This is a genomic window from Mucilaginibacter endophyticus, assembly GCF_003351025.1.
Lineage (GTDB): Bacteria > Bacteroidota > Bacteroidia > Sphingobacteriales > Sphingobacteriaceae > Mucilaginibacter > Mucilaginibacter endophyticus.
Window position 1 is genome coordinate 205,156 of sequence record NZ_QPCG01000003.1, and the last position, 24,230, is coordinate 229,385.

General features: G+C 43.8%; 28 protein-coding genes. 8 read left to right on the forward strand and 20 right to left on the reverse strand.

Features of this window, described 5'->3' with window-relative positions; translation table 11 throughout:
• Window positions 1-10: 10 nt before the first annotated feature.
• From DUL71_RS14230 to DUL71_RS14290, 13 genes are all read right to left on the reverse strand, one after another.
• Complete coding sequence (locus DUL71_RS14230) at window positions 11-937, reverse strand: phosphate/phosphite/phosphonate ABC transporter substrate-binding protein (protein ID WP_114938745.1); 927 nt, start codon at window positions 935-937, stop codon at window positions 11-13.
• A 12-nt stretch (window positions 938-949) separates the two neighbouring features.
• On the reverse strand, window positions 950-1,870 hold the full coding sequence (locus DUL71_RS14235) for a phosphate/phosphite/phosphonate ABC transporter substrate-binding protein (RefSeq protein WP_114938746.1): 921 nt from the start codon (window positions 1,868-1,870) through the stop codon (window positions 950-952).
• Between the two features lie 2 nt (window positions 1,871-1,872).
• A complete protein-coding gene (locus DUL71_RS14240; RefSeq protein WP_114938747.1) occupies window positions 1,873-2,784 on the reverse strand; it encodes a phosphate/phosphite/phosphonate ABC transporter substrate-binding protein in 912 nt (303 codons plus the stop codon).
• Between the two features lie 9 nt (window positions 2,785-2,793).
• Window positions 2,794-3,441: an LbetaH domain-containing protein gene (locus tag DUL71_RS14245; RefSeq protein ID WP_114938748.1), complete on the reverse strand. Its 648-nt coding sequence runs from the start codon at window positions 3,439-3,441 to the stop codon at window positions 2,794-2,796.
• A gap of 15 nt (window positions 3,442-3,456) precedes the next feature.
• The gene (locus tag DUL71_RS14250) at window positions 3,457-4,263 is read right to left on the reverse strand and encodes a hypothetical protein (protein WP_114938749.1); all 807 of its coding nucleotides are present in this window, start codon (window positions 4,261-4,263) and stop codon (window positions 3,457-3,459) included.
• Window positions 4,253-5,470, reverse strand: a complete 1,218-nt coding sequence (locus DUL71_RS14255) for an alpha-D-ribose 1-methylphosphonate 5-triphosphate diphosphatase (protein WP_114938750.1) — start codon at window positions 5,468-5,470, stop codon at window positions 4,253-4,255. Before DUL71_RS14255 ends, DUL71_RS14250 begins: the two co-directional genes overlap by 11 nt.
• A 195-nt stretch (window positions 5,471-5,665) precedes the next feature.
• On the reverse strand, window positions 5,666-6,376 hold the full coding sequence (locus DUL71_RS14260) for a phosphonate C-P lyase system protein PhnL (RefSeq protein ID WP_208645558.1): 711 nt from the start codon (window positions 6,374-6,376) through the stop codon (window positions 5,666-5,668).
• A 32-nt stretch (window positions 6,377-6,408) separates the two neighbouring features.
• Window positions 6,409-7,257 carry an ATP-binding cassette domain-containing protein gene (locus tag DUL71_RS14265; protein ID WP_114938752.1) on the reverse strand — a complete coding sequence of 283 codons (849 nt, stop codon included), beginning with the start codon at window positions 7,255-7,257 and terminating at the stop codon, window positions 6,409-6,411.
• Window positions 7,247-8,152 (reverse strand): alpha-D-ribose 1-methylphosphonate 5-phosphate C-P-lyase PhnJ, encoded by a 906-nt coding sequence (locus tag DUL71_RS14270; protein WP_114938753.1) that lies wholly within the window; start codon window positions 8,150-8,152, stop codon window positions 7,247-7,249. Before DUL71_RS14270 ends, DUL71_RS14265 begins: the two co-directional genes overlap by 11 nt.
• A gap of 12 nt (window positions 8,153-8,164) precedes the next feature.
• Complete coding sequence (locus DUL71_RS14275; protein WP_114938754.1) at window positions 8,165-9,295, reverse strand: carbon-phosphorus lyase complex subunit PhnI; 1,131 nt, start codon at window positions 9,293-9,295, stop codon at window positions 8,165-8,167.
• A 3-nt stretch (window positions 9,296-9,298) separates the two neighbouring features.
• A complete protein-coding gene (gene phnH / locus DUL71_RS14280; RefSeq protein ID WP_114938755.1) occupies window positions 9,299-9,907 on the reverse strand; it encodes a phosphonate C-P lyase system protein PhnH in 609 nt (202 codons plus the stop codon).
• A gap of 1 nt (window position 9,908) precedes the next feature.
• Window positions 9,909-10,328 carry a phosphonate C-P lyase system protein PhnG gene (locus DUL71_RS14285; RefSeq protein ID WP_114938756.1) on the reverse strand — a complete coding sequence of 140 codons (420 nt, stop codon included), beginning with the start codon at window positions 10,326-10,328 and terminating at the stop codon, window positions 9,909-9,911.
• Between the two features lie 464 nt (window positions 10,329-10,792).
• Window positions 10,793-11,503: a response regulator gene (locus tag DUL71_RS14290; RefSeq protein ID WP_114938757.1), complete on the reverse strand. Its 711-nt coding sequence runs from the start codon at window positions 11,501-11,503 to the stop codon at window positions 10,793-10,795.
• Between the two features lie 283 nt (window positions 11,504-11,786).
• Between DUL71_RS14290 and DUL71_RS14295 the strand changes: the two genes are divergently transcribed.
• Genes DUL71_RS14295 through phnN form a run of 3 tightly spaced genes read left to right on the forward strand, consistent with a single transcriptional unit; the run spans window position 11,787 to window position 13,941 of the window.
• Window positions 11,787-12,584: an endonuclease/exonuclease/phosphatase family protein gene (locus DUL71_RS14295; RefSeq protein ID WP_114938758.1), complete on the forward strand. Its 798-nt coding sequence runs from the start codon at window positions 11,787-11,789 to the stop codon at window positions 12,582-12,584.
• Window positions 12,585-12,586: 2 nt separating this feature from the next.
• Window positions 12,587-13,387, forward strand: coding sequence for a bifunctional hydroxymethylpyrimidine kinase/phosphomethylpyrimidine kinase (locus DUL71_RS14300; protein WP_114938759.1), 801 nt, complete (start codon window positions 12,587-12,589; stop codon window positions 13,385-13,387).
• Complete coding sequence (gene phnN, locus DUL71_RS14305) at window positions 13,384-13,941, forward strand: phosphonate metabolism protein/1,5-bisphosphokinase (PRPP-forming) PhnN (RefSeq protein ID WP_114938760.1); 558 nt, start codon at window positions 13,384-13,386, stop codon at window positions 13,939-13,941. The genes DUL71_RS14300 and phnN overlap by 4 nt, the downstream gene beginning before the upstream one ends.
• Here phnN and DUL71_RS14310 read toward each other — a convergent pair.
• From DUL71_RS14310 to DUL71_RS14325, 4 genes are all read right to left on the reverse strand, one after another.
• Entirely contained in the window at window positions 13,938-14,378 is a 441-nt protein-coding gene (locus DUL71_RS14310; RefSeq protein WP_114938761.1) for a GNAT family N-acetyltransferase, read from the reverse strand. The two genes, phnN and DUL71_RS14310, sit on opposite strands and share 4 nt — an antisense overlap.
• Before the next feature lie 416 nt (window positions 14,379-14,794).
• Window positions 14,795-16,168 (reverse strand): COG3014 family protein, encoded by a 1,374-nt coding sequence (locus tag DUL71_RS14315; RefSeq protein WP_244228755.1) that lies wholly within the window; start codon window positions 16,166-16,168, stop codon window positions 14,795-14,797.
• A gap of 114 nt (window positions 16,169-16,282) precedes the next feature.
• The gene (locus DUL71_RS14320) at window positions 16,283-16,876 is read right to left on the reverse strand and encodes a penicillin-binding protein activator LpoB (RefSeq protein WP_114938763.1); all 594 of its coding nucleotides are present in this window, start codon (window positions 16,874-16,876) and stop codon (window positions 16,283-16,285) included.
• A gap of 53 nt (window positions 16,877-16,929) precedes the next feature.
• On the reverse strand, window positions 16,930-17,346 hold the full coding sequence (locus DUL71_RS14325) for a hypothetical protein (protein WP_114938764.1): 417 nt from the start codon (window positions 17,344-17,346) through the stop codon (window positions 16,930-16,932).
• Between the two features lie 216 nt (window positions 17,347-17,562).
• Between DUL71_RS14325 and DUL71_RS14330 the strand changes: the two genes are divergently transcribed.
• Window positions 17,563-18,051 (forward strand): nuclear transport factor 2 family protein, encoded by a 489-nt coding sequence (locus tag DUL71_RS14330; RefSeq protein WP_161964441.1) that lies wholly within the window; start codon window positions 17,563-17,565, stop codon window positions 18,049-18,051.
• A gap of 152 nt (window positions 18,052-18,203) precedes the next feature.
• On the opposite strand, the gene DUL71_RS14335 is transcribed toward DUL71_RS14330, so the two are convergent.
• Window positions 18,204-19,055, reverse strand: coding sequence for a methylated-DNA--[protein]-cysteine S-methyltransferase (locus tag DUL71_RS14335; protein ID WP_114938766.1), 852 nt, complete (start codon window positions 19,053-19,055; stop codon window positions 18,204-18,206).
• A 98-nt stretch (window positions 19,056-19,153) separates the two neighbouring features.
• Window positions 19,154-19,507, reverse strand: coding sequence for a DUF488 domain-containing protein (locus tag DUL71_RS14340; protein ID WP_208645559.1), 354 nt, complete (start codon window positions 19,505-19,507; stop codon window positions 19,154-19,156).
• Between the two features lie 303 nt (window positions 19,508-19,810).
• On the opposite strand from DUL71_RS14340, the gene DUL71_RS14345 reads away from it, so the two are divergent.
• Together DUL71_RS14345 and DUL71_RS14350 are read left to right on the forward strand one after the other, a co-directional pair.
• Window positions 19,811-20,530, forward strand: a complete 720-nt coding sequence (locus DUL71_RS14345) for a 2OG-Fe(II) oxygenase (protein WP_114939186.1) — start codon at window positions 19,811-19,813, stop codon at window positions 20,528-20,530.
• A gap of 44 nt (window positions 20,531-20,574) precedes the next feature.
• Window positions 20,575-21,186, forward strand: coding sequence for a hypothetical protein (locus DUL71_RS14350; protein WP_114938767.1), 612 nt, complete (start codon window positions 20,575-20,577; stop codon window positions 21,184-21,186).
• Between the two features lie 24 nt (window positions 21,187-21,210).
• On the opposite strand, the gene DUL71_RS14355 is transcribed toward DUL71_RS14350, so the two are convergent.
• The gene (locus DUL71_RS14355; RefSeq protein WP_114938768.1) at window positions 21,211-21,876 is read right to left on the reverse strand and encodes a Type 1 glutamine amidotransferase-like domain-containing protein; all 666 of its coding nucleotides are present in this window, start codon (window positions 21,874-21,876) and stop codon (window positions 21,211-21,213) included.
• Between the two features lie 104 nt (window positions 21,877-21,980).
• On the opposite strand from DUL71_RS14355, the gene DUL71_RS14360 reads away from it, so the two are divergent.
• Both DUL71_RS14360 and DUL71_RS14365 read left to right on the forward strand, forming a co-directional pair.
• Window positions 21,981-22,505: a hypothetical protein gene (locus DUL71_RS14360; RefSeq protein ID WP_114938769.1), complete on the forward strand. Its 525-nt coding sequence runs from the start codon at window positions 21,981-21,983 to the stop codon at window positions 22,503-22,505.
• A gap of 531 nt (window positions 22,506-23,036) precedes the next feature.
• Window positions 23,037-24,230 (forward strand): sensor histidine kinase, encoded by a 1,194-nt coding sequence (locus DUL71_RS14365; protein ID WP_114938770.1) that lies wholly within the window; start codon window positions 23,037-23,039, stop codon window positions 24,228-24,230.

Consider the following 24,230-nt stretch of genomic DNA (forward strand, 5'->3'; position numbering starts at 1 on the left):
TATGAACTAATTACTTAACTACGTTTAAGTCTTTAATTCCTGAGGCTATTGCCCTGATGCCGTTATACATCGAATCCTGAACGGTCATATATGAGTAGCGTTCGGGTTGTGCGTGCAGCAGCTTCATATAAGGCAAAAAAATACCCGGCTCATCTTTGGCCAGGTTTACATATAGGTTTTGGATCTTTTTAACCAGCTCCTTATTCAAATCGTTACGTGCTACAATCGGGCTGCCTACAATAGGTTTAGACTGCCATAAAACTTTGATCTGATCTGCCTTTACCAAGCCTTTTCTTTCCGCAATCTCCAAACCATATTCGGTAGCAGCGCAGCCAACATCTACCTTGCCAGACGCCGCTGCAAGCACCGATGCCACATGGTTACCCGCAAAAATGGTTTCCTTAAAAACGCTTTGATCCGGGTTTAAACCAATAGTGGTAAGATATGCCCGGGGTATTAAATGCCCTGAAGTTGAGGCCGGATCTGCAAAACAAAGTGTGATGTTTTTGGAGCGTTTTTTTAATTCGGCTATACTGTTAATGCCAGTGTGGATATTGGTAAAAATGGTACTGTGATACATAGACTGTTTCCCATCTTCGCCCGTAGTTATAATAGGGGTAATATCATGTTTTTGCGAGGCCAGCACATACGAAAAAGGACTCAGGTAAGCTATATGTGTTTTCTTTGCCCGTAACGCTTCAATTACCGATGTATAATCGGTAGTGTAAATAAACTCTATCGGCATACCGAGCTTTTTTTCAAGATACTGCTGAAAGGGTTTTATCGCTCCCTTCAATGCCCCTGGGTCATCACTGCCATAAAGCGTGACAATCAGCTTATGAGGAATACCATTAGCATCCAGATCGGCACTATCGCGGCAACCGCCGGATACCAGCAACATACATAATAACATCAGGCTTCCAATCAGATTTTTCATCGTTACAGCGTTTTATTTTTGCTTCAAATCCTTTATACTTCCTGCAATTTTGCGCAACTGGTTATATGCCGAATCCTGAATAGGCACGTAAGACATTTCATGCGGGTTGGGCCAGTACAGCAAAACATATTTTTTAAAGGCTTCAAAATCGTCGCGATTGGCGTTCAGGTAAGCTTGCTGTACTTTATTAATAAAATCTTTATTCAGATCGGTTCTGATAGCGATAGCATCGTTTACAATCGGCGGTGATGTCCACAGGATCACGATATCCTCGCGATTAATAATATGCTCACGGATCAGCTTTTCCAAAGCCAGTTCGCTGGTAGAGCAGCCCACGTCTACTTTCTCCGACTTCACACTCAAAATAGCGGCGGCGTGGCTACCGGCAAATATGGTTGCTTTGAATGCTTTATCCGGATCGAGGCCAATGGAGTCGAGGTAGCCACGCGGAATAAGATGGCCCGAAGTTGAGGCCGGGTCGGCAAAGCAAAGGGTAAGATTTTTGGCGCGGGCTTTAACATCAGCCATGGTTTTAAGGCCTGTTTTTTTATTGGTGAAAATAATGCTATGATATACCGTAGGCTTGCCCTTAATACCAAGTGTAACAATAGGTGCCAAGCCCGGCTTTTGCGTAGCCAATATATAGGCGTAAGGCGTTAAATGCGCCATGTGGATCTTTTTTGATCGCATGGCCTCTATCAGTGCAGGATAATCGGTAGTGTAAAAAAACTCTACTTCCATACCTAATTTTTTGGAGAGATAGGCCGCAAAAGGATCGAGTGCCTCACGGTATTGAGCTGGGTTATCACCCCCATATGAGCCTATAAGCAGCTTACCGGGAACGCCATTGGCGTCCAGATCGGCCTTATTTTTGCAACCGCTTACGGCGGTTAACATGGCCACAACCAGCAAAAAAACATTAAACGCTTTCATGTTTAGTTTGCCTTTAAGCTTTTAATGCTGCCTGCTATTTTCCTTAACCCGTTATACAGTGTGTCATTAGCCACCATATAGCTACGCCTTGTGGTATCTTTTATAAAGATCTTTACATAGGCTTTCAATATCTCCGGGCGCTCTTTATTCATATCCAGGTAGGCTTGCTGAATCCGTTTTTGAAGGTCTTTATTGATATCACTTTTAACTACAATTGGATCGCTGACAATAGGGTCTGATGTCCAAAGTACCCTGATATCGCCATCATTGATCATTTTGGCTTTGGTCATCAACATAAAAATGAGATTAGTTGTACAGCCAATATCCGTTTTACCCGATTTTACTGATAATACCGAAGTAAGGTGGTTACCCGCGAAAATGGTTTGCTTAAAGGCGGTATCAGGATTAAGGCCGATAGAATTTAAATATGCTCTCGGGATCAAATGCCCCGAAGCCGAAGCAGGCTCAACAAAACCAAGAACAAGGTTTTTTGAATGAGCCTTTACATCATCCATGGTTTTAATATTGCCATGGGCGTTGGCTATAATCACGCTTTTGTACGTTGTTGGCTTGCCGTTATTACCTAAGGTAACTAAAGGGGTTAGTTTTAAAGTACGGGTGGCTATTACATAGGCAAAAGGCTGCATATCGGCTATATGGGCCTTATTGGCACGTAACGCCTCTATCACTCCGGTATAATCATTACTGTAAATCAGCTCAACCGGCATATTTAATTTCTTAGCCAGATAATCACGCATTTGTTCGCGCACCTGTTTTATCCCTTCTACCCCTTCCGATTGTACAACGGCTATGGTAAGTGTTTGGGGCACGCCGTTGCTATCCAGCGCGGTTTTATTTTTACATGCCGAAAATGCCGTTAAAGCAATAAGGGCAGCAATGATCAGTTTTTTCATAGGAGATGATTAACAGTACTTATCAATGAATACTTCTAAATTGAGCAGATCGTTAAAGTTTTGTTCCAATGTTTCGCGGTCCCAGTTCCACCATTCGCTGGCCAGCAGCTTTTCGATAGTGGCATCGTCAAATCGCTTTTTGATCACTTTTGCGGCCACGCCAACGGCTATTTCATAAGGGCCAACATCTTTAGTCACTATGGCTCCCGATCCTATTATGGCTCCGGTACCAATATTTACGCCCGGCATAATTACCGCGCCATGGCCTATCCAAACATCATGGCCAATAGTACATTTATGGTCCCGGCGCCATTGAAAAAACTCCTGGTCATCCTCGCCCAAGCCATAATGGGCACGGCGATAGGTCATATGGTGTTGTGTAACCCTCCATTGCGGATGATTACCGGGGTTGATACGCACGCTGTTGGCTATGGAGCAGTATTTGCCTATTTCGGAATAAATGATCTGTACGTTACCGGCGGTGTAACTATAATCGCCAAAGGTTGATTCAACCAGCCAGGTACCTGCACCAAGGGCTGTCCAGGGGCCAAGGCTGCTGTCTTTCACAATACAACTGGAATGGATATAGGGCTCCTCCCCCAACTGGTGTCCCTGCTTTTGTTCGGTAACCGGCGGGTAGTTTTCAAAATATTTCATCACCAAAAAATTTGATTAAAATTGATGAACGGGGTAATTATCCTTCTTCATAAAATTGGCCAGGTGATGGTACCTCCTGAGCCCGGTAATCGCGATATTGAAGTAATTATCCTCAACAGCCAGGCTTTCGTTAATCTCGCTGATCACACCGGCCAAATGTTCTTTTTGATTTTTGTTGAGGTTTTGTTCGATGTAGGTTAACGTAATATGACCGATGAAAGGGCGGGTCATTTTAACATCCAACTTTGCCAGCTGTTCATCGGCATAAAAAGCCGACCGGAAGTTTACGATCTGATTATAGCCTTCTTCATCCTCAAAAACGCCCAAAATACCTATGGCGGTACCAAAAATGCTCAGTCCGGCCATTTTCATGCGGATAATCGCTTCACCTTCAGTAGATGGTATGGCATTTAAGGTTTTGCCTACTATGGAAGGGTAAGTTTGTTCAAGCCCGGCATACAGGATATGTTGTTTAAACCTGTCGGCAGATAAGGTATTGGCTACAGTTTGATGAAAGCTTTGGGAAGGGAGCTGATAAAAAGCGGTCCGGGGCGAAAGGTTTAAGCTAAGCTCCTTTTGAATGGCGGTTAGCCGGGCGGTAAGCGGTTCGTTGCCGGGGTTTTCATCCAGCATGGATACTATGGCGAAACCTTCGTACTCCAGCGGTTGCCAGCCATCGTTTTTGTAAATAAAATTACCCGCGGGCCGGGCATCCAATGCCCGTTCTTTGTTTCGTTCTGCCGAAATTTCGTAGACCTGCCTTTTGTTGTAATCATCAAATGCCAGGTCCATAGTGCTTGCTGTTGCCTGCTTATAGCTCATTGGTTAATGATAAATTATTATCCGGTTGATAGTCCTTATTATAATTTATTTTATTGCTGGCCTGCGCCACAATGTGCCCCCTTACAATGGTATGTGTAACCATAGGGATGCTGTCAAGTAGCTTCACGATGACCAGATCGGCATCTTTGCCGGTTTCGATACTACCGGTGTGATTGCTAATACCTACCGCTTTGGCCGGGTTCAGGGTAGCCATTTTCACCGCTTCGGGCAACGGCATCCCCTCTTCATTATATAACTTAAATATAGCATGAATAATAGCCGGCGGGTAGTAGTCTGAACATAACGAATCAACCGCGCCTTGTAATACCGCGTCCTTCATGTTCAGGTTACCGGAAAGCGAGCCGCCTCTCAATATGTTTGAAGCGCCACCAACCACATGCATGCCTAATTTGGCCGCATGTTGGGCGGTTTCCATAGTGATAGGAAATTCGCAGATATCTATGCCTAAACCACGCATATAATCAACTTTTTCCAGGCTGTCGTCATCATGTGACGCTACAGGAATGTGTAACTGCTGTGCATGCTTGATCATGGCTTCCAGCTCTTTTCCGGCGATGACCGGCATCACCAATTTTTCAATAAAAGCCTGCTCAGCCTCCTCGGCCGATTTACCCATTTTCATGGCGAAGGCTATAAAATATTCCTTGCTGATCTGCCCCTGGCCCGGCGTGTGGTCCATTACCGATAACAGCTGCACATAGCCTTTATCCATCAGCTCAAAGCAGCTTTCGTAAGCTTTTACACCCGATAGCTCAAATCGCAAGTGGATTTTGTTATTTAAAAGCGTGCTGCCCTTTGACGCACGGTGAACGGTTTCAAAAACCTCATCGCGGGTGTATTTACTGCGCGAATGCAATTCGGCCATATCATAGCCGAGGTGCATAGAATGGTAAACGGTAGTAAAGCCGCAACCACTCATTTTGCGTTCCAGCTCACGGAAAGCCACATTGATAGGAATATCGGCACCCGAACGAGGAACGATCTCGGCATCCATAGCATCGGTATGGATATCGATAATGCCAGGCATCAGGATGGCGCCATCGGCATCAATACTGAAACCAGCAATCTGTTCATCAATTTCAGGAGCAATATGCGTAATAATGCCATGCTCAACCAATACCGAGGTATTTTGAAGCACTTCGGATGGTGTTACCACCGTGGCGTTACTGATAATGAATGATCTCATTTTAACGTGTCTTTTTCTTTTTTAATTCCCTCCCTTGGGAGGGGTGTGTTGGGTTGCGTGATGGCAGGGAGGGGTTTATACGCCTGCTTCATTGATACGCATATCGATGAAACCCTTCCCTACACTCTCCCAGGGGAGAAAATCGCACATTCCCGCGGTTTTATTTCTTTCAATACCATTCACCTAATCAACCACTCACTCCACAACTTCTACCTCATTGATCCTGCCAAACTGCAGATCAATCCGCCTGTCGCAAAGTCTTTCCAGCGTATACTCATCATGTGAGATGCAGAGCACCGAGGTGCCATTTTGCTTTAAACCCAATATCATATCAATTACCACATCTTTGGTGCGGGCATCAAGCGAAGCCGTAGGTTCATCAATCAGCAAAAACCTTGGTGAAGCGATAATAGCGCGGGCTACATTGATACGTTGCTGCTCGCCACCGCTGAAGGTTACCGGGAATGCATCAAACAGTTCGGCCGGCAGGGCCAGTTCTTCCAGCATTTCCTTGGCTTTGGTACGCGCTACGTCTTTATCTTTTTCAATCCGGAAAAGGTTTTCGCAAACCACGTCAACGGCGGTTACACGGGGTATCACGCTCAAAAACTGCGAGCAATAGTTGATCTCGGTTTTGCGTAACTCGATAACGCGATGGTCATCGGCCTTAACCAGGTCAAGACTGCCATCTTTTGAAGTATAAATGATTTGTCCTGATGATGCCAGGTAGGTGCGGTAAATGCATTTCATCAAACTTGATTTACCCGAACCCGATTTACCGGTAAGCCCGATGATCTCCCCCTCCTGCATCGTAAAATTGATATCGCTAAGGGCCTCAATTTTTTTATTATTGAGGATGTGCAGGTTGAACACCTTGCTCAGGTCATTAACTTCTAATATATTCATCACTAATTAAACAGATGATTTGAAAATTTCATTTACAACAGCGAGCTAACCAGCAGCTGCGAATATTCATGTTGCGGGTCCTGCAAGATCTGGTCGGTTAAGCCGCTTTCTACAATCCGACCGTTTTTCATTACCATTACCCTATCGGTAAGCATCCGGATAACCGAAAGGTCATGCGATACCACGATCATGGCTATGCCCAAATCGGTTTGTAACTCGCGGATCAGATCGAGCACCTTGGCTTGTACAGATACGTCTAAACCGGTAGTCACCTCATCCAAAAACAATAATGGCGGGTTATTGGCGATGGCTTTAGAGATCTGCACCCTTTGCTGCATCCCCCCGCTAAATGTACCCGGGCGGTTATCCATACGCTGAACAGGCACCTCGGTTTTATTAAGCAGATCTGAAGCCCTTTCACGAATACTGGCAACATTCATCTGCCCGGCCATGATCAGCTTTTCGGCGATATTACCGCCTGACGAAAAGCCAAAGTTTAACCCATCGCGCGGGTTCTGGTATACCATGCCCATCAGGGTATTGCGGATATAGCGTTTGCGCTGGTTTGATTCTTCCAGGATATCCAGCAGGCCATCATTATATGGTTTCAACCAGGCAGAGCCATAAGTTTTTTCCAAATCAAAATACAGCATTTTAACAACCGTACTCTTACCCGATCCGCTTTCGCCTACAATGCCCAACACTTCGCCGGGATAAAGGTCAAAGCTGATATCGGCACATGCTACAATACTTTCTGTTTCAGGGCAGATGTTGGAGCCAAACTCCGGACCGGTTAAATCCAGTGTACGGTCGTTTGGCTCACCGTATATTTTGGTAAGATTGCGCACACGCAGCAACCAGTTATCCTCGTTAAAGGCCATATTCTTGCAGTTGGTCTATGTATTTATTGCTGTATTGATGGGTTTCCTGCTTTTCGCTCTTTTTATCCAGGAAGTTGCTGTCGCTGATCACAAATTTGCGCTCGCCCTCGTCCGAGTAGATCTCATCAAGGAAAGCCTTTTTATAACCGGTTTTGTAGCACTCGCTTTTGCTGAAATCTTCAATTTCAAAATTCACATCCTCAAACTCCAACGGCTCAACATCAGTGAAAGGAGGTACAGCGTAAAGGCGTTTTTCCCGACCGGCACCAAACAAAAACAGCGTTTGAGCCTGGTTCAGATTGGGTGTATCCCAGCGTGGTATCGGCGATGGCGACATGATATATCTGCCATTAACCATAACCGGATAACCCGCACCCTGCATGATAGCCCCATGGCGTACATATGATTCATAAAGTGATACATACATTTTGGCATAATCGGCCTCGGCATGCATTTGTAAGGTCTTATACTCGTAACGTTCAACCATGCGCAAAGGCTCGGGCAAGGGCACCTGGAAAACGATGATCTGTTTATCGGTAAGTTCTTCTTCGGTGATGCGATGGCGGGTTTGAATCAGGGTTGCCTCGGCTGTATCAAAGGTTGTTTTGCAACCTGTCATCCCGTTTACAAACTCGCGCAGGTTACAGGCGTTAACGCTGGCATCGCTACCCTGGTCAATGATCTTGAACACATCTTCCTTGCCGATAACAGCCAGGGTAATGTGCAAGCCTCCCGTACCCCATCCGCGCGAAATAGGCATTTCGGGCGACGAATACGGCACCTGGTGTCCAGGGATTGCCACAGCTTTCAATAGCTTACGGCGGATCTCCTTTTTGGTAGCCTCGTCAATAAAGGCAAAATTGTATTTGTTGGTATACTTGGTATTTTCAATCATGACGTAAAGCTTTTAAACCGATTGCATCTGGATCATTTGCTGTTCAACCTCTTTATTAGTTTTGTTGTTACGCTCCACCGCAGCACGGGTATTGCTCAGGCTTGACTGGAAGGTAACATAATGCGGCAGCTTGAGGTGGTTGGTAAAGCCCATGGCTTCAACACCTTCAGTATGGTATAAAACAAACTCCTGGTCATTTGCCGGGGCACCCATTTCGGGGCGGCGCATAGCCGTATCCAGCGTGCTCATGCAAATCACTTTGGTTTCGTTATGGCCGAAGCATAATCCATAACCAATGGTAAAATATGGCGGCGTTCCTTTTTTTGCAGGTTTGCTGCCCGTGATCATCTCATTTTCGGTAACCTCAATTTTGCCGATGTAGCGGTTGCGGCCACCAGCGTCTTTTACACGTACAGGCACGGTGCCATAACGAAGCTCGCCGACTGTGGGGTGTACCGCGCCAAAACCGCGCTGACTGCTGTAACCCAAAGCCATTAAACCACCGGTCTCGGCACGGGCCATCATCTGCAACCTGGCCGACCGTGGGGCCGGAAATTTGATAGCTTCGCGGGTAATGTCAACAAGGCTGCGGTCTTCAGTTGGGTCAACCGGGGCCAGCAGGCCTTCCTGCTGTAACAGGTCAATCACTTTACCAAAAGTGCTGATGCCTTCCAGTTTTTCAGGATCAATCTTAGCATCAAAGCCATCTAAAAATGTTTTGATATCGATAACCGTTTCAGTAGCCTTGGCAGTATCAAGCGTGCGCTGGGTATAGTCCCTCGTAGGCCCCAATATCTGTCCGCCCGGAATTTCACGGAACGATGCCGAGATCTTGCGTTTTACAAACATCTCGCGGGTGTTGATCACCTGCGAATAATAGTTACGCTGCAAAGTAGTACGGAAAGCCCTCAATATAAAAGCGGCTTCGTATACATCACCTTCGGCCTGTTTTAAAGCTATGGCTGCATATTCAGGAGCGTAAATGCCGCCCTCGCCCATCACTTTGTCAATAGCCAGGCGCATTTGCGCCCGGATCTGTTTTATATCAATAGGGGTTGTATCTCCTTTAACACGGTAAAACTCGGCCAGCTCACTTGCGTTGTGGATGGCTTCGGTGCCCCCCTTTACTGCTACGTATCCCATGGTTTAGTTTGTTTTAATATAAGTGAAAGCATTGCTGCGGGGAATGCAGAACAGGTTATTTTGCTTGTCGGTAACAATCAGGTCGATACCTAAAGGATATTCAACATTCTGCTCTTTCAAATATTCAAGCAATGCCGGGTTTATACCGCTTACAAAAACCCGTGCCTCACCGTTAACACCAGGACCTTTCAGTGTAATGCCCAAACTATTTTCAACAACCTGTTCGCTGATCAGCTCTGCTTCAGCAATTAGTGTAGCGCTATCTTCAGGATAAACCGGCGTACCTACACGGGCTTTTTCCAAACCCCTGCCGTCGTGGTTTTCGGGCAGAAAGATGTATTCGGCAGTATCGATACTTGCCTGCTGCGAGGCTGTGTTTACCAGTAAATATTGTGCTATATCGGCACCATTATAACCGGCTATGTGATAGGAAGTATCGGCGTTAAGCAAAGCAAAACCAGTAAGCGCCGATGCCTGGTTTAAACCAACCGGCGGCATAATTTCCATAGCGGGAAAAGTATTGATCTTACCCGGACGGGCCATACTATCAAGCAACAGCCTGAAATGCTGCTGCTCGTCAAAAACGGTATCGTAATGTAGTTCTGTTTGCATATTATTCCTGTTCCATCAGTTTAAAATCAACCCGGGTACGCATGATCTGGTTATATTCCAGTTGCTCTGCCTGTTTGATCAGTTGATATTGTTGAGTTAAAAAAGCCTCAATATCTTTCAGGTCGGCACCCGGTAGCTGAGTTAAGGCATCAATAAATGCTATGCAATAACCACGTACAGGCTCGTCGCCAAGGCAAATGCCATACCCGCGTTGGCCATTCACAACCAACTCGCATTCGGTAGTCAGGGCCTCGCCCAAATAAAAATCCTGGAACTCGACCGAATCTTCGGCCTGGATCATGGTCATGCAGGTTGAGGGGGCTTTGGCAATTACAACTTCAAAATTACCTTCAAGGGAGGCTACGAAATCCCTGAGTGGTTCAAGTTCGCACTCGCATAATATAAAATCCTGTTCTTCCATCGGGCTTAATGATTTGAATCAAAATTAGGCCGCAATTATTTGCGAATAATTAGGGAAGGGATATTGTTTTGTTAGGGGATTGTTAGCCCCCGGCCCCCTAAAGGGCGAGTTTGAACGTCTGAACTCGAATTAAACGAATCATTTGAATTTGTCGAATTTACCTGGCATCCTGTTAATTCCTTAATTCGTTTAATTCGGGTTCAGAGAAATGCGAGCATACGAATGAAAAAGGGGTACTTATAAACACGGGCCGGTATCCGCTTCTATCCCTAACGCACTTATCTGAATATTTGTCTGAACCGGAATTTATTGAATTAAAGAATTGACAGAATGCTAAGTCAATTCTTTAAATTCCAATAATTCGTTTAATTCGAGTTCAGACAAATGCGAGCATGCGACCGTGAGGACACGGCCGCCGGGGGAGTTCATGGTAATCTTCAAATCCTAAAAATCAATGTTCAGGTTCACACAAACCGCTCGTTAAACCTGTATCCTACCGACCTTACCGTTTCCACAGCATCTTTATATTCTCCCAATTTTTTCCGTAAGCCCGCTATCTGCACATCAATAGAGCGTTCGGTAGCGAAGTATTGTGAACCGTTAATACGCTCGATGATCTGGTTGCGGGAAAAAACCTTACCGGGCTGCTTGGCCAGTAGCTCGAGCAATTTAAATTCGCCTATGGTGAGTTCCAACAATTCATTGCTAATATAAACCTTGTAACTCACCAGGTTCATCCGTAGTACACCGCATTCGATGGTTTCTTTTACTTCCTTGCGGGCATTGTTGGTATCATCGGTATTCTTTCGGCGGAGAATCTTTTTTACACGGCTCATCAGCTCGCGCATACGGATGGGTTTGGTTACGTAATCTTCGGCACCTACTTCAAGGGCGGTAACGGCGTCTATTTCATCGTTTTTACCGGTGAGCATTACTAACGGAATATCACGGGTGGCGGGGCTCATTTTAAGGTTACGGCAAAGCTCCAGGCCGTCCATTTCGGGCAGCATCCAGTCGGTAACCAACAGGTCGGTATTATCGGCATTAATATATTTAAGGGCATCAACCGCGTTGAAGAACATTTTCACCTCGTACCCTTCCTGCATCATATTATATTTCAGGATTTCGAGGATATCATAATGATCGTCAATAATTACCAGCCTGTGTTTCTTCATACCGCCGTTTTACCATACGATATTACTCAACACAGGTGAAGAAAAGATTAGCGCATTGTTAAATCCTAATAATAAAACGTGAATTTTCTGTTAAATTAAACCACATAAAACACAAATCAAACCATTAGCTAACCATTCACTAATACTTTAAAGATCAGTCGGCATATTTTCAGCAAGCCCATTGTTTTAGTTGAGGCCAAACACCAACTTTAATTAAAAACTAATCATCAGCTAATAATTAACGAATGTTGATTGTACAATTTAGATTGCTGATATTGCTGATGTGGAAAATGTTAAAATTATCACCATAAATACGTGGAAATGTGATGGTGAATACCGGGTGCGCATGGGCATACTTGCCAAACAACTTAAACAATTAAAACCCCATGTTATAGCCTGCCAGGAATGCTTTTACAGCGAAGAAGCTAATGCTGATACACTGAAGTTTCTGGCTAACGAATTAAATATGAACTACAGTTTTTTACCTGGCCGATCAAAAAAACGCCTGTTTGAGGGCAGGATGGTTAACAGCACGTCCGGGCTTGGTATATTATCCGTTTATCCACTTGCCGAAACCGGCGGTTTTGATTTGCCTGTAGTACCCGAAGATAACGACCGCAAGGCTTTCCAGGTAACTGCAAATCTGCCATCTGGAAAAAACGTTACCATTACCACAACCCATCTTACGCATTTAGGCAACAATAAAGGTTTAAGAAAAGCCCAGGCCGAAGCGCTTGCCGGTTTTGTCAATGCCAACGCAGCCCATCCGTATCATATTATCTGCGGCGATTTTAATGCTACACCCGATTCTGAGGCGGTTATGGCTTTCAGAGCATTATCAAGCGCTGCCGACTGTTACACAGAAGGTAATGGCGCTGAACCAAGATATAGCCTTACTGATGCCTACTATAAAGCTAACAAAAAGGTGTGTGTAGATTTGATCTTTACCCTGCCGCTGCCCGGAACTGAAAAATATCCACAGTTTATCGACTCGGCAGTTGTGTTAAATGTACCCGATGAAGAAAGCGGCCTGTACCCGAGCGATCATTTTGGCATCACTACCACACTTGTAATACCCTGATTGTGAAAACACCGCATGTATTAGCTATCAGTAGTTTCGCGGTGCATGGCACGGCCAGCTTAAAAACATTCACTACTATTTTAGGTGAACGAATTTTACCGGTGCCAAGCCTGATGTTAAACGGCCTTACCAATATGGCGCTTGTTAAAAAGCTTGATGTGCCATTTAAAGAATTGCTTCAGAGTTCATTTGAACTGGCCGTAAACCGTGAGCTCGAGTTGATCCTCTATATAGGCTATCTGGGCAAAGCCGAACAGGTAGATGTTATTACAGAAATGATAAACACCTATCGGGGCATCATTAAAACCATTATTGTTGACCCGGTTTGTGGCGATCATGGGCGCGCCTATGTGCCTGCTGATGTAATAGCCCGCTGGCATGTACTTATCAATATTGCCGACCTGGTTTTCCCCAACCTCACCGAAATCAAGATCCTTACTGGTCATGAGCCCGATGGCAACCAACCCAATACATTTTATATCGAAGCATTCCGGAAACAATATCCTAATGCGCAATTGGTTATTACCAGCATTAAAACCGGTGATGATAAAACAGGCATACAATATTATAAGGGTGATGAATGTTATAATTATTGGCACAATGTATTGCCCAAAAACTACGGTGGTACAGGCGACGCATTTTTAGCAACATTTATATTGAACCATTTTTATAATGCCGTAAACTTAGATGAGGCGCTGAAAGCAGCTGCTGATCAAACGTACCAGCTGATCAAAAACTCCATCAACAGCAATTCACACGACCTGGTACTTTCAACCATAAAACCATTATATCCCCAACCATGAGCAAGTTATTTTATGTTATTGGCGCATCCGGAGCAGGCAAAGACACCTTGATGAATTACGCCCGCAAACAGATCAACGGATCTGAAAATGTTGTGTTTGCGCACAGGTATATTACCCGACCGCCGTTTTCGGGCAACGAGAACCATGTTAGTTTAACTAATGAGGAATTTGCGTTAAGGAGCAAAGCCGGCATGTTTGCTTTAAACTGGGGCAGCCATGACAAGTACTATGGTATTGGGCAGGAAATAAACAGCTGGCTTAATAAAGGTTTTAACGTGGTTGTTAATGGTTCACGCGAATACCTGCCGGTTGCGCAACGCCTTTATCCTGATTTAAAAGTAGTATTGATAACGGCCAGTCCTGAAATTATTGCAAGCCGTTTGGCTGTGCGGGGCCGTGAAGATGCTGAGGAAATAGCAAAACGTATTGCCCGGACTGCTGAACTCAATACCAATCTTGAAAACTGCATCGAGATACAAAATAATGGGGCTGTTGAAATTGCCGGAAACGTACTGGTAAACCTGATATCAGTAACAGAAAAGCAACTGGCTTAAACCTGCTTTACAAACCCCGAAGACCGGATAGCATAACCCATTTTTTGATAAAAGGCATGGGCAACCTTCCGGTCATCACGGTTACCGCTGTTGATGATCACGGTGTTCAGGCCGTTTTCAACGGCATAATCTTCACAGGCTTTAATTAATATTTTACCGATACCGAGGTTACGTGCGGTTTGCTTCACTACAAAAGCCAGCACACGGAGGTATTTGCCATTCTTTTCGTAATAATTCCCTTTTACCAAACCGGCCATGCCAACTATCTCATCGTTATAAACTGCCAGGATTGTTTTATAATCTGGATGGACAAAGATAGATTCCATGCGCACCTGCATCTCAGCTACCGTGGTTGGGTAGCTAAGATCGGTCATGAGATCGGCTATAATTTCAACATCGCCCTTGTGGGCATCTCTTAGTATTACCTCGTTCAACATTATATAGTGGAAAAAGCTATATCACTAACAAAACTCTGTTTTAATTATTAGCCGTTTATTAGCAAGCTGTAAGAAATAAACAGGATTACAACGACAAAATATACCTACAAAGGGGTATTTTGGGACGGGAATTTTAAACCTATTTTTATAACAGAATCACAAAGAAGTTTTTAAGGGTAAATATATAACCTAAACCCTATCACATAAATCAGCCATCTGTTTAAAAGCAAGTGGCTTTTTTATTTTCAAACATTGAAATTAAATGAACAACTCATTACCGTCGACTGTAGTCAACGGAATAATTGCGATGAGAGAAGGCTTTAGCCGAAATACAGCACATTTTGGGTTAAAGCATGGCCTCTCCCCTTTTTTAGCCGTTGACTAAAGTCAACGGCAATGAAGGAAGAAACTTTTGATTATCTCAATGTAGCATAATTATAAAACTGCAACCTGCCTGTACCTTGCACATTAATGGTTTTAGTTTCTGTAGCACCCTGAGCATTTTTGAGGGTAATGCGCACCTGGTTATCCCCTTTTTGTAAGGGAACACGGGTGTAGGAAATATAAGCAGGTAGGCTTTGCCAGTTGCGAGTGTCGGCCTTTTCGGATAGTAAGCTGTATAGCTGAATGCCATAGCCAAGCCCTTCAAGCAGCCCATTGGTTTTGCCATCGCTTTTGGCAGCAGCACGTAATGAATATTCGGCTATTTTTTTCACCGCCAACCGCGACAGGATGCCGCTCATTTCTTTTAAAGCACGCTGTTGCAATGTTTTAAATGCCAGCTCATTGATATCCTCGGCTTTAACCAAGGTTGCATCCTGATTGTTAACAGAGATGCTCGCGCTTGAATAATAAGGCGTTTGGGCAACGTATTTAGGAAATGCGACACGAAGGCTTTCAACCGATTTGGTATTTACCCTGTTCCGGTCGCCATCATAATTAAAGGGAACTACTATACCTCCGGCAGCATCGGTAAAAAACAGATCACCATTACTATTCCGGATGAGGCTGAAAAATAAATCAACCTGCGTTTTTACCGGCGCAAGGCCGTTTTCCCAAAAAAAGATCAACTCCCCACCATCTGATGGCTTTACGGGTTCATATTTGATACCAAAGGTTGTTTCAAACTGATCCGCCTCAGTTGTAAAACCATTCAGCTTTGCCGTGCGGATCACGTCCTCCTCCAACTCAACAGGCATTGTAGTGCCGTAATAAGTTTTATCAGGACTTTTCAGATAAATTTCGGCCGCGTTCCTGTACGATATGAAAGCGTTGTTTACATCGTTGTTGCTTTCATACAACATACCCTGCAGCGTAAGCGCAAAGGCATCGTTTGAATAACGACTGTCTTTGTTGTTATACTTATCACCTTGTTCCTGGGCCTGCAAAGTGATGCGGCGGGCCTCAACTATAGCGTCTTCTGTTTTATTGAGGTATAAATAATTAAGCGCTTTATAGTAATGGATCATGAACTTCTCAAAATCCTCGCCCTTATATTTTTGCGATGCCGAGTTTAGCAAAACACCAACCGCAGCGTCTGAGGCACTGGTTAAACCTTCGTCAAGCAGTTGATCGGCCTGATTAAAGTAGTTGTTGCTGTTTTCGTACTCGCCTTTTAAATGGCAAATCCTCCCCTTCTCCATCAGGTACAGGAGTTTATTTCGGGGCGCCTGGATCAGGCTGTTTTTATCAAGCTCTTTCTCGGCCTGGGGATAGTTGCCGGCCGAAACGTTTTTATAATAAGGCGCAACGCTTTGATTATAGGTTGAACACGCCGATAAAAAAAGCATCAGCCCGATAAAAGAAAATACCCGGAGAATATGCGTACGTAAGTTGACCATTATTAAATGCAAACTGCCCCGAACACGGGCGTACCATGTTCAGGGCAATAATGTATACGGGCTTTAGTTTTTAACGTATTTGGCAATTTTCTTTTCGCCTATCCAAACTACTTCATTGGTCTGGATATTGGTAAGCTCCAGGTTTACCTGGTAGTAAACAACTTTCTGGCGTTTGTGCGCATCAACAATGGAGTTGATTGAACCTTGCAGTATGTAATCGGCACCATTTTCCAAACCAAATTTTTTCATGGTTGATACAGATGCATTCGTTTGCTGATCTGCTTTTTCGGCGCGCAGCTCTTCACGTTTTTTACCGCCTTGTACCAACCGCACTTTTTGCGATTGAATAAATGAGCTTTCGATATCAGTTAAGAATGTTTCGGCATCAATATGCTCATGGCTTTTGTTTTGTACAAAGCCAACTATAACTACCGGGCGTTTACCCTGGTGCTCGCTAACGTGAGTATCAATCCAGTTAGCACCTAAAATTTTGCCGGTAAGCTCATCGGCAGCCATACGTGCATCACTGTTATTCCAGTTGCCGCTAACATCAATAGTTTGGTCGGTGCTAACGAGTGTAACCTGCCTTGAACATGAAGCTATAAAAATTCCTGAAACTGCTATTGCAGCAACTGTTAAGATCCTGTTGAATTTCATCTGTAGTATATATTATAAATTATGATATGTTAGATTGAATGCTGACCAAATTGTTACCAGCCAAAGCCGATACCAATGCTTGTACGACCGCCCCAACGGCCACCGTAATTTCCACCCCAACGGTTACCCCAGCCATAGTTTAGAAACGGAGAGTAAGAGTAGCCACCATATAAACCCCATGAAGGCGAATAATCATAGTATCCGTTCATGCGTTCCTCATGCCTCCATTCGCGGTTTTGACGACGGCGTTCCATTTTGGCTTCGTACCAGTCGTACGCTTTATAGGTATTCTGTATGGTTGTGCCGTGCAAACTGTTCAGGGTATCTGCAACCCTGATATATTTTGCCTGACTTTCCATATAACGCGGGTTTTGATCGGCTATTAACGATGCAGTTTGCTGGGCTTTTACGGTGCCACTAAACAAACCGCCTAAAAGCATCATGGCTATAATGAAGATATTCTTTTTCATCGCGCTTTATTTAATAAGTAAAGTTACGTAAAATGACGTCCAAATATTACACCAGTGCTAAGCATAAACCGTTAAAATATGTTAATCGGGAGATTTTTGACTTAATTATGAATTGCAGCGGTGCCTCGTGTCAATTTTAGCTATAAAAACCGGCGATAATACTGTCACAATACGTTAACATGGCACGTCATAACAGTATATTTGAATACAATGAATATGATGAAAAAATCAACCTTTATCCTATTTGCTACAGGCATTGTTATGATGCTGTTTGCAGCCAATACCAATGCACAAACCACAGCTTTTAAACCAAAAGATCAGCAATTATTTAATACTATAGCACACATGGACAGCGTAATGTTTAACGCGTTTAATAACCGCAACCTTGATGTGATGAAAACGCTGTTTACCCCCGATGTTGAGTTTTATAATGATGGCAAGGGAGTAACAGGCTACGATGCAACCATGGCAGGCTTCAAAGGTATCTTTGAAAACAAACAGGCGGCAGACTTACGTCGTGATCTGCTTAAGGAAACGCTTGAAGTTTATCCTATGCCCGGCTTTGGCGCAATTGAAATGGGTACACACAAATTCACCCATACCGAAAATGGAAAGCAAATTGTGGGTGTAATGAAGTTTGTACACGTTTGGCAATACCAGGATGGGCAGTGGAAGGTGAAGCGGGTGGTGAGTGTGGGGCATTGAATAGCTTCGCTCAACTCAAAAAAGATCATAAAACACCCGTGTCATTGCGAGGAGGAACGACGAAGCAATCTCGTAGCTATGCAGATTGGACATGCATTGGCTACAAGATTGCCACGCTGCGCTCGCAATGACATAGTTGTTAATTTCCCCTCTTACTCAACCCTTTCCTTTAATGCCGCTTCCCATCCGATAATAGCATTTTTGCGGCTACTCCCCCAGTGGTATTGACCAATTTCGCCGGTTGATTTAATTACACGATGACATGGAATCAGGAAGGCTACCGGGTTGCTGCCTACCGCTGTTCCGACAGCACGATAAGCATTTTCACTTCCTGCTTTTTTGGCGAGCGAGGCGTAGGTGGTTAATCCACCGGCCGGAACTTTCAATAGTGTTTCCCAAACCTTGATCTGGAAATCGGTACCTTTTAAATGCAGCTTGATCGCATCCAGTCGGCTCCAATCTTGCGTAAAAATAAACAGGGCGTTCTGCTGGATCCTGTCGACTAACTGTTTGTATGCGGCGTTCGGGAAACTTTTTTTCAATTGCTCCAACGCTTTTTCTTCGCCCTCATCAACAAAAGCCATGTGGCAAATGCCTTTAGGAGTTGACGCCACGATCACCTTTCCAAAAGGCGTATCGGCAAACGAATAATTGATCTGTAGCATGGCACCTCCGTTGCGGTATTCGCCGGGTGTCATACCTTCTACTTTAATAAACAAGTCGTGCAAGCGGCCGCCCCCCGAAAGGCCGGTTTCCAATGCAGTATTGAATATATTGGCATCCTCTTGTTTCAATATTTCCTTGGCATGTTCCACACTTAAATATTGCAGAAACTGTTTAGGGGTTACCCCCGCCCAATCCTTAAACATACGCTGGAAATGGAAAGGACTTAAATTAACGTGATCTGCCACTTCATCCAATTTGGGTTGAGCCTTAAAGTTCTCTTTAAAAAAGCCTATCGCGTCGGCTATGCGAGTATAATCTATTTCTTGCTGGGTTTTCATAATGTCTTATTATTAAATAAATTTAATCGAGCTCTTATTTTTATAACACAAAATTACCGCCCCCGACAACCCTGGGCAATCCGATTCTTGCTGAGTTTTCAGGCTATACGATCATCAATTATACTTTTCAATACTACCGCGTTATTCAATTTCAGCTCTTTTGACGAAAACACCAGTGTCACCGTTTTATGCGCTTTAATATAATCAACCAATTCATCCAATGCCTTTGTACTATTTATTTCGGCTTGATACTTTTTATTGAAAGCATCAAATTTTTCAGGTTCGTGATTATACCATTTCCTTAACTCGTTTGATGGCGCAATCTCTTTAAACCACTCGTCGATATGTGCATCTTCCTTTTTTATTCCGCGCGGCCAGAGGCGGTCTACCAAAATCCTTACCCCATCAGTTTTATCGTAAGGTTCATAAACCCGTTTTACTTTAATATCCATGGTATAAACTCCTTATAATTTATAATTAATAAAATAAGCATTTGGAAGATTCTTTCATTCCCTCCCCCGGGAGGGGTGCGCCGGGATGTGCAATAGCAGGGAGGGGTTTCTACGTATTTAAAAATTTGGATACTGATGAAACCCCTCCCTACACCCTCCCAGGGGAGGGAATCGCACAATCCCGCACTTTTTTCATTTCTTCCGAACACTTATAATCGATTGATTGAAAGCAAAACACCGCAAGAATCGGATTGCCCGCGCAATGCCCTCACGATAGCTTTGGCATTATTCAAAATAACAAAAATGAAATTGGAACAGACACTTAAAGATCGGATCAAAAATCTTGATTGGGATCAAATCAATCATACGTTACATAATAAAGGCTTTGTAATTGTTAAACAGGTATTGGATGAAAAAAGCTGCGATATATTAATTGGTGATTATGAGGCTGATGCTTACCGTAAAACCGTTAACATGGAACGTTATAGGTTTGGCTACGGCGAATACAAATATTATAAATACCCCTTGCCAGCCGTGATAACCGATTTGCGGGAAAGCGTTTACCCTCACATTGTTCCTGTTGCAAATGCATGGATGCGAGAACTTGGGATAGATAAGCAATTTCCGGAAACACACGAAGAAATGAAGCAATTAAGCCATGAAGCGGGGCAAACCAAACCAACGGCTTTAATATTACAATATGCAACCGGCGGCTTCAATACCCTGCACCAGGACCTATATGGCGAAGTTTACTTCCCGATCCAGATGGTGTTTATGCTCGATCAGCATAACAGCGATTACACAGGCGGCGAGTTCGTGCTCACAGAACAGATTCCGCGGGCGCAATCAAAAGCCAATGTGCTTACTCCCGATATGGGCGATATGGTTTTATTTACCACCAACTTCCGACCGGTAAAAGGAAGCAAGGGCTACTACCGGGTGAACATGAAGCATGGCGTAAGTCCGGTTCATAGCGGTAAGCGTCATAGCCTGGGCATTATATTTCACGATGCGCTTTCTTAAACATAATCATGTAGCTTTAAGCGTTATCATCAGAGATTAAAACAATGCTGCAAAACCGCGTAAACCCATTTGGACAACTCATTAAAACACCCGAACGCGGTGCGTGGCTTGGCAACCGGGGGGTAATACATAATGAGCATCAGGAAATTGTGCGTGCCTTTAAAATTAAGGCATGGATAACCTGTGTTCTGGAGTTTAGGGGCCGTCATCGTGAAATTATGCAGCCTGACCGATGGACAGAACTTTTCTTTTTGGATGAAGCTACCGCGTTTTCGGCCGGTCACCGCCCCTGCTTTCAATGCCGGTATCAGGATCATCAAAGGTTTAAAGAGTTTTGGCTGAAAGGAAACCCACAATATGGATTTGATATGAAAACGCCGGTATCTAAAATAGATGAAATCTTACAAACCGAGCGGATTACCTCCGATAAATCGAAGGTCACCTACGAGGAAAATATAAAAGCACTTCCTAACGGTACTTTTGTGATTTATAACGATCAATCCTATTTGTTAAAAGACGATCACCTATACTTATGGAGCCCCGCCGGATATGAAAAAGGGATAGCACTGCCTGATGCAAACAAACTACAGGTATTAACTCCACGGTCGTTTGTTAATATGTTTAAAGCAGGGTATATACCGCAAATGAGTGTATAGTTGCAGGTGGTATTAAAACCGATATCACGGGTTAAATAACTTCCAATGCCCTTCAGTAATTACCTCAATGCCCACGTCAGTAACTTTAATCGCGGTTTGATCATCAATAGCATACGAAGGTACCGGTATGGTAGCCGCCAGTTTTTCGATACTGGCCAGAGAATTTTCCGGAAACCATTCGTGATCTAAATGCGGATGAATCGCAAAGTCAACAAATCCCAGCGATTTATTGTAGTCCGCCGGTAACGTATGGTGTCCGTAGGTTGTTCCATAGCGGGTCATGATCATGCTGCCGGCACTTAGACCTGCGTATACCATTTTGTGCAATAACGATGGTAATAACTCCGTCAGGCCAGATTGCTGCATCCAATAGGTTAGGTATTGGCAATCGCCGCCACCTACAAGTAAAGCATCGGTCTCCTGAAGCATATCAACCCATAACTTTCTCTTGATACTGGGCAAAGCGGTAAGTTCCAGTAAGCCCAGCGATTTCCAACCTAATTCGCAAAAAGGGTCACCTAATGTGCCATTGATCACCCTCCGTACAATATCGCCACCATTCGGGATGCCATATATGGCGGTTGGTACAAAAAGGGCGCTTGCTTCAGCAACTGGTTTGCCCAGCAACTCAATCAAAGCATTTCGGATACTTGCGTTACTGATTCCCGCGGATGTTAAGAGAAGCTTCATTATCTTTTGGTATTTTATTAATGTCCTGGCGGAACTATTTTAGGCTTAATTAATAGCAAAGCTAAATTTAAAATTGCGAATTATATTTACCCAACGCATTAACCATGACCAATAACGAACTTGCCAATATCAAGGCATCAGGCAGATGGCCAGTAAAGTTTTCTGACTTTTGCCGCCATTATTTTTTTGCAACTATTCCGTTAGGATGCATATTTGTGGCTATTACAATGCTTTATAACGCCTTTGAATTCCATAACAATGAATTGAAAATGCCAGGAACCATCGGGTTATCTATTTTCATTCTGTTTTTTATTTTTGTTATAAAACGTTTGTATCAAAACCAGGTGTTTGAAAAATATCAGGTGACGGATGAGGTATTAAACAATCTTAAAAAAGTACTAAAATCACTTCATTTTCATAATGTGAGATATTATGAGCGCGGCTATTTCAAATGTACCTCTGGCGTGTCATGGTTTTCCTGGGGCGAAGAGATAACGATAATTATTGACGACAACTACCTTTTAATCAACAGTAGGCCCAATCAACCCATTACCCTGTACGAAGACAGAAAAAACGTCAAGTCAATCATAAAATCCTTACAATCAATACACAACAACGTAAACATCTAAAATCGTAAAAACTTCATCCACCTCCTCTTGAATACACCAGCACGCTATCTCCGGCTAATGCGGTTTTACATTTCATTATCTTTTGCTCTATACAAAAACACCCGCTAAACTTACTCCGTCCATTCAATCCCTTTATTCGTCGGTACAAAATTTCATGTCACGGCCTCGCGACTACCTTTACAACATCAAATAATAATTTGATCAGTGATAAGGTTTAGGTTAGAGCTTCCAAGCAGCGAGTGCAAGGAAGCTTTTTTTATTTACACCCGTGCCTGTTATTCCTGGTAAAATAGCCCCTCGCCCGGTTCATCTATACAATTTCCCGGTTCACCGACACATGATTGTCAAAACAATGTCCCATCTGCACCTTTGATTTATAATTCAGGAGCAGGGACACTGAATTATAGGTTTTTTTCATAAAGATGAAGCACCTGTGCAGTAGTACAGGTGCTTTTTTATTTTAAATCCATGCTATTAATGCGAACCGGTCATGCTAAACCGGCGTAGACAAGTAAAAGAATCTAAAATCAAATGATCCGCTCAAAAGCAACTACTTTTTTTATTCATGCTGCAGGCTGGCTCGTATTTTTAGGGTTTCCGCTCTTGTTCATGAACCGCACGCAGCAAAGCAGCGCAGGTTCTTTTACGGTACTGTTTTCGCCATATTACTGGCTGTTTTGTCTCACCTATATCTTCATGTTTTACCTGAATGCCTGGTACCTGGTGCCAAAGTTTGTATTCAGCAAAAAATATATCTGGTATGGTTTTATCGTATTGGTGCTTTCGGGCTGCGTTTACTTTTTGCAGCCTTTTGATAACCTGCTGCTGCACAACCTTATTAAAAGCAACAAACCCGCAACTGCAGCCGTTCCTAACCCGCAACCTATAGGTCCGCAAATTACGCCTACAGGTATCGATACCTCGGCGCCCGATCAGCAAAATATGCCATTCGGCCCATTGCCGCATGAGGACCTGCGGATGCAGGACCCGAGCCTTAAACCCACTAACAAGGTTATTTTCATCCATCAGTCGGGCAATATTGATATGGTCGGGCTGTTTATTTTCATTATTGTAATGGGCTTGAGCGTGGCCATAGCTACAGTGCAAAAGTGGCAGCTTACCGAACAAATGGTTACGCGTGCCGAAGCCGAAAAAGCCCATGCCGAGCTTTCTTTTCTAAAAGCGCAGATCAATCCGCACTTCCTGTTCAATACATTGAATAACATTTACGCCCTATCGGTCACCAATAGCGAGCATACATCCGAAAGTATCATGAAGCTCTCGAATATTATGCGTTATGTAACCGATGAGGTAACGGAAGATTTTGTGTTGTTGCAAAATGAAATTGATTGCATTAACGACTATATCGATCTGCAACGCCTGCGCCTCGGTAAAAAAACAACTTTAGATTTTGATGTGTCAGGCGAGATCACGTATCAAAAAATCCCGCCTCTTGTTTTGATGACCTTTATTGAAAATGTGTTCAAGTACGGCGTTAGCAAGCATCAGCCATCGGTTATCAATATTTGCCTGAGGGTAAGCGGCAATCAAATGCTGTTTATCTGCAAGAACACCATTTTTGAAAAACGTCCCGACACTGAGCGCAAGGGCATAGGCATTGCCAATAACCGCCAGCGACTGCAGCATATCTATCCTAACAAACACCGGCTCGACATTAACTCGGTAGATGGCAATTTCATTGTCGAACTGGAGATTAACGGTTAA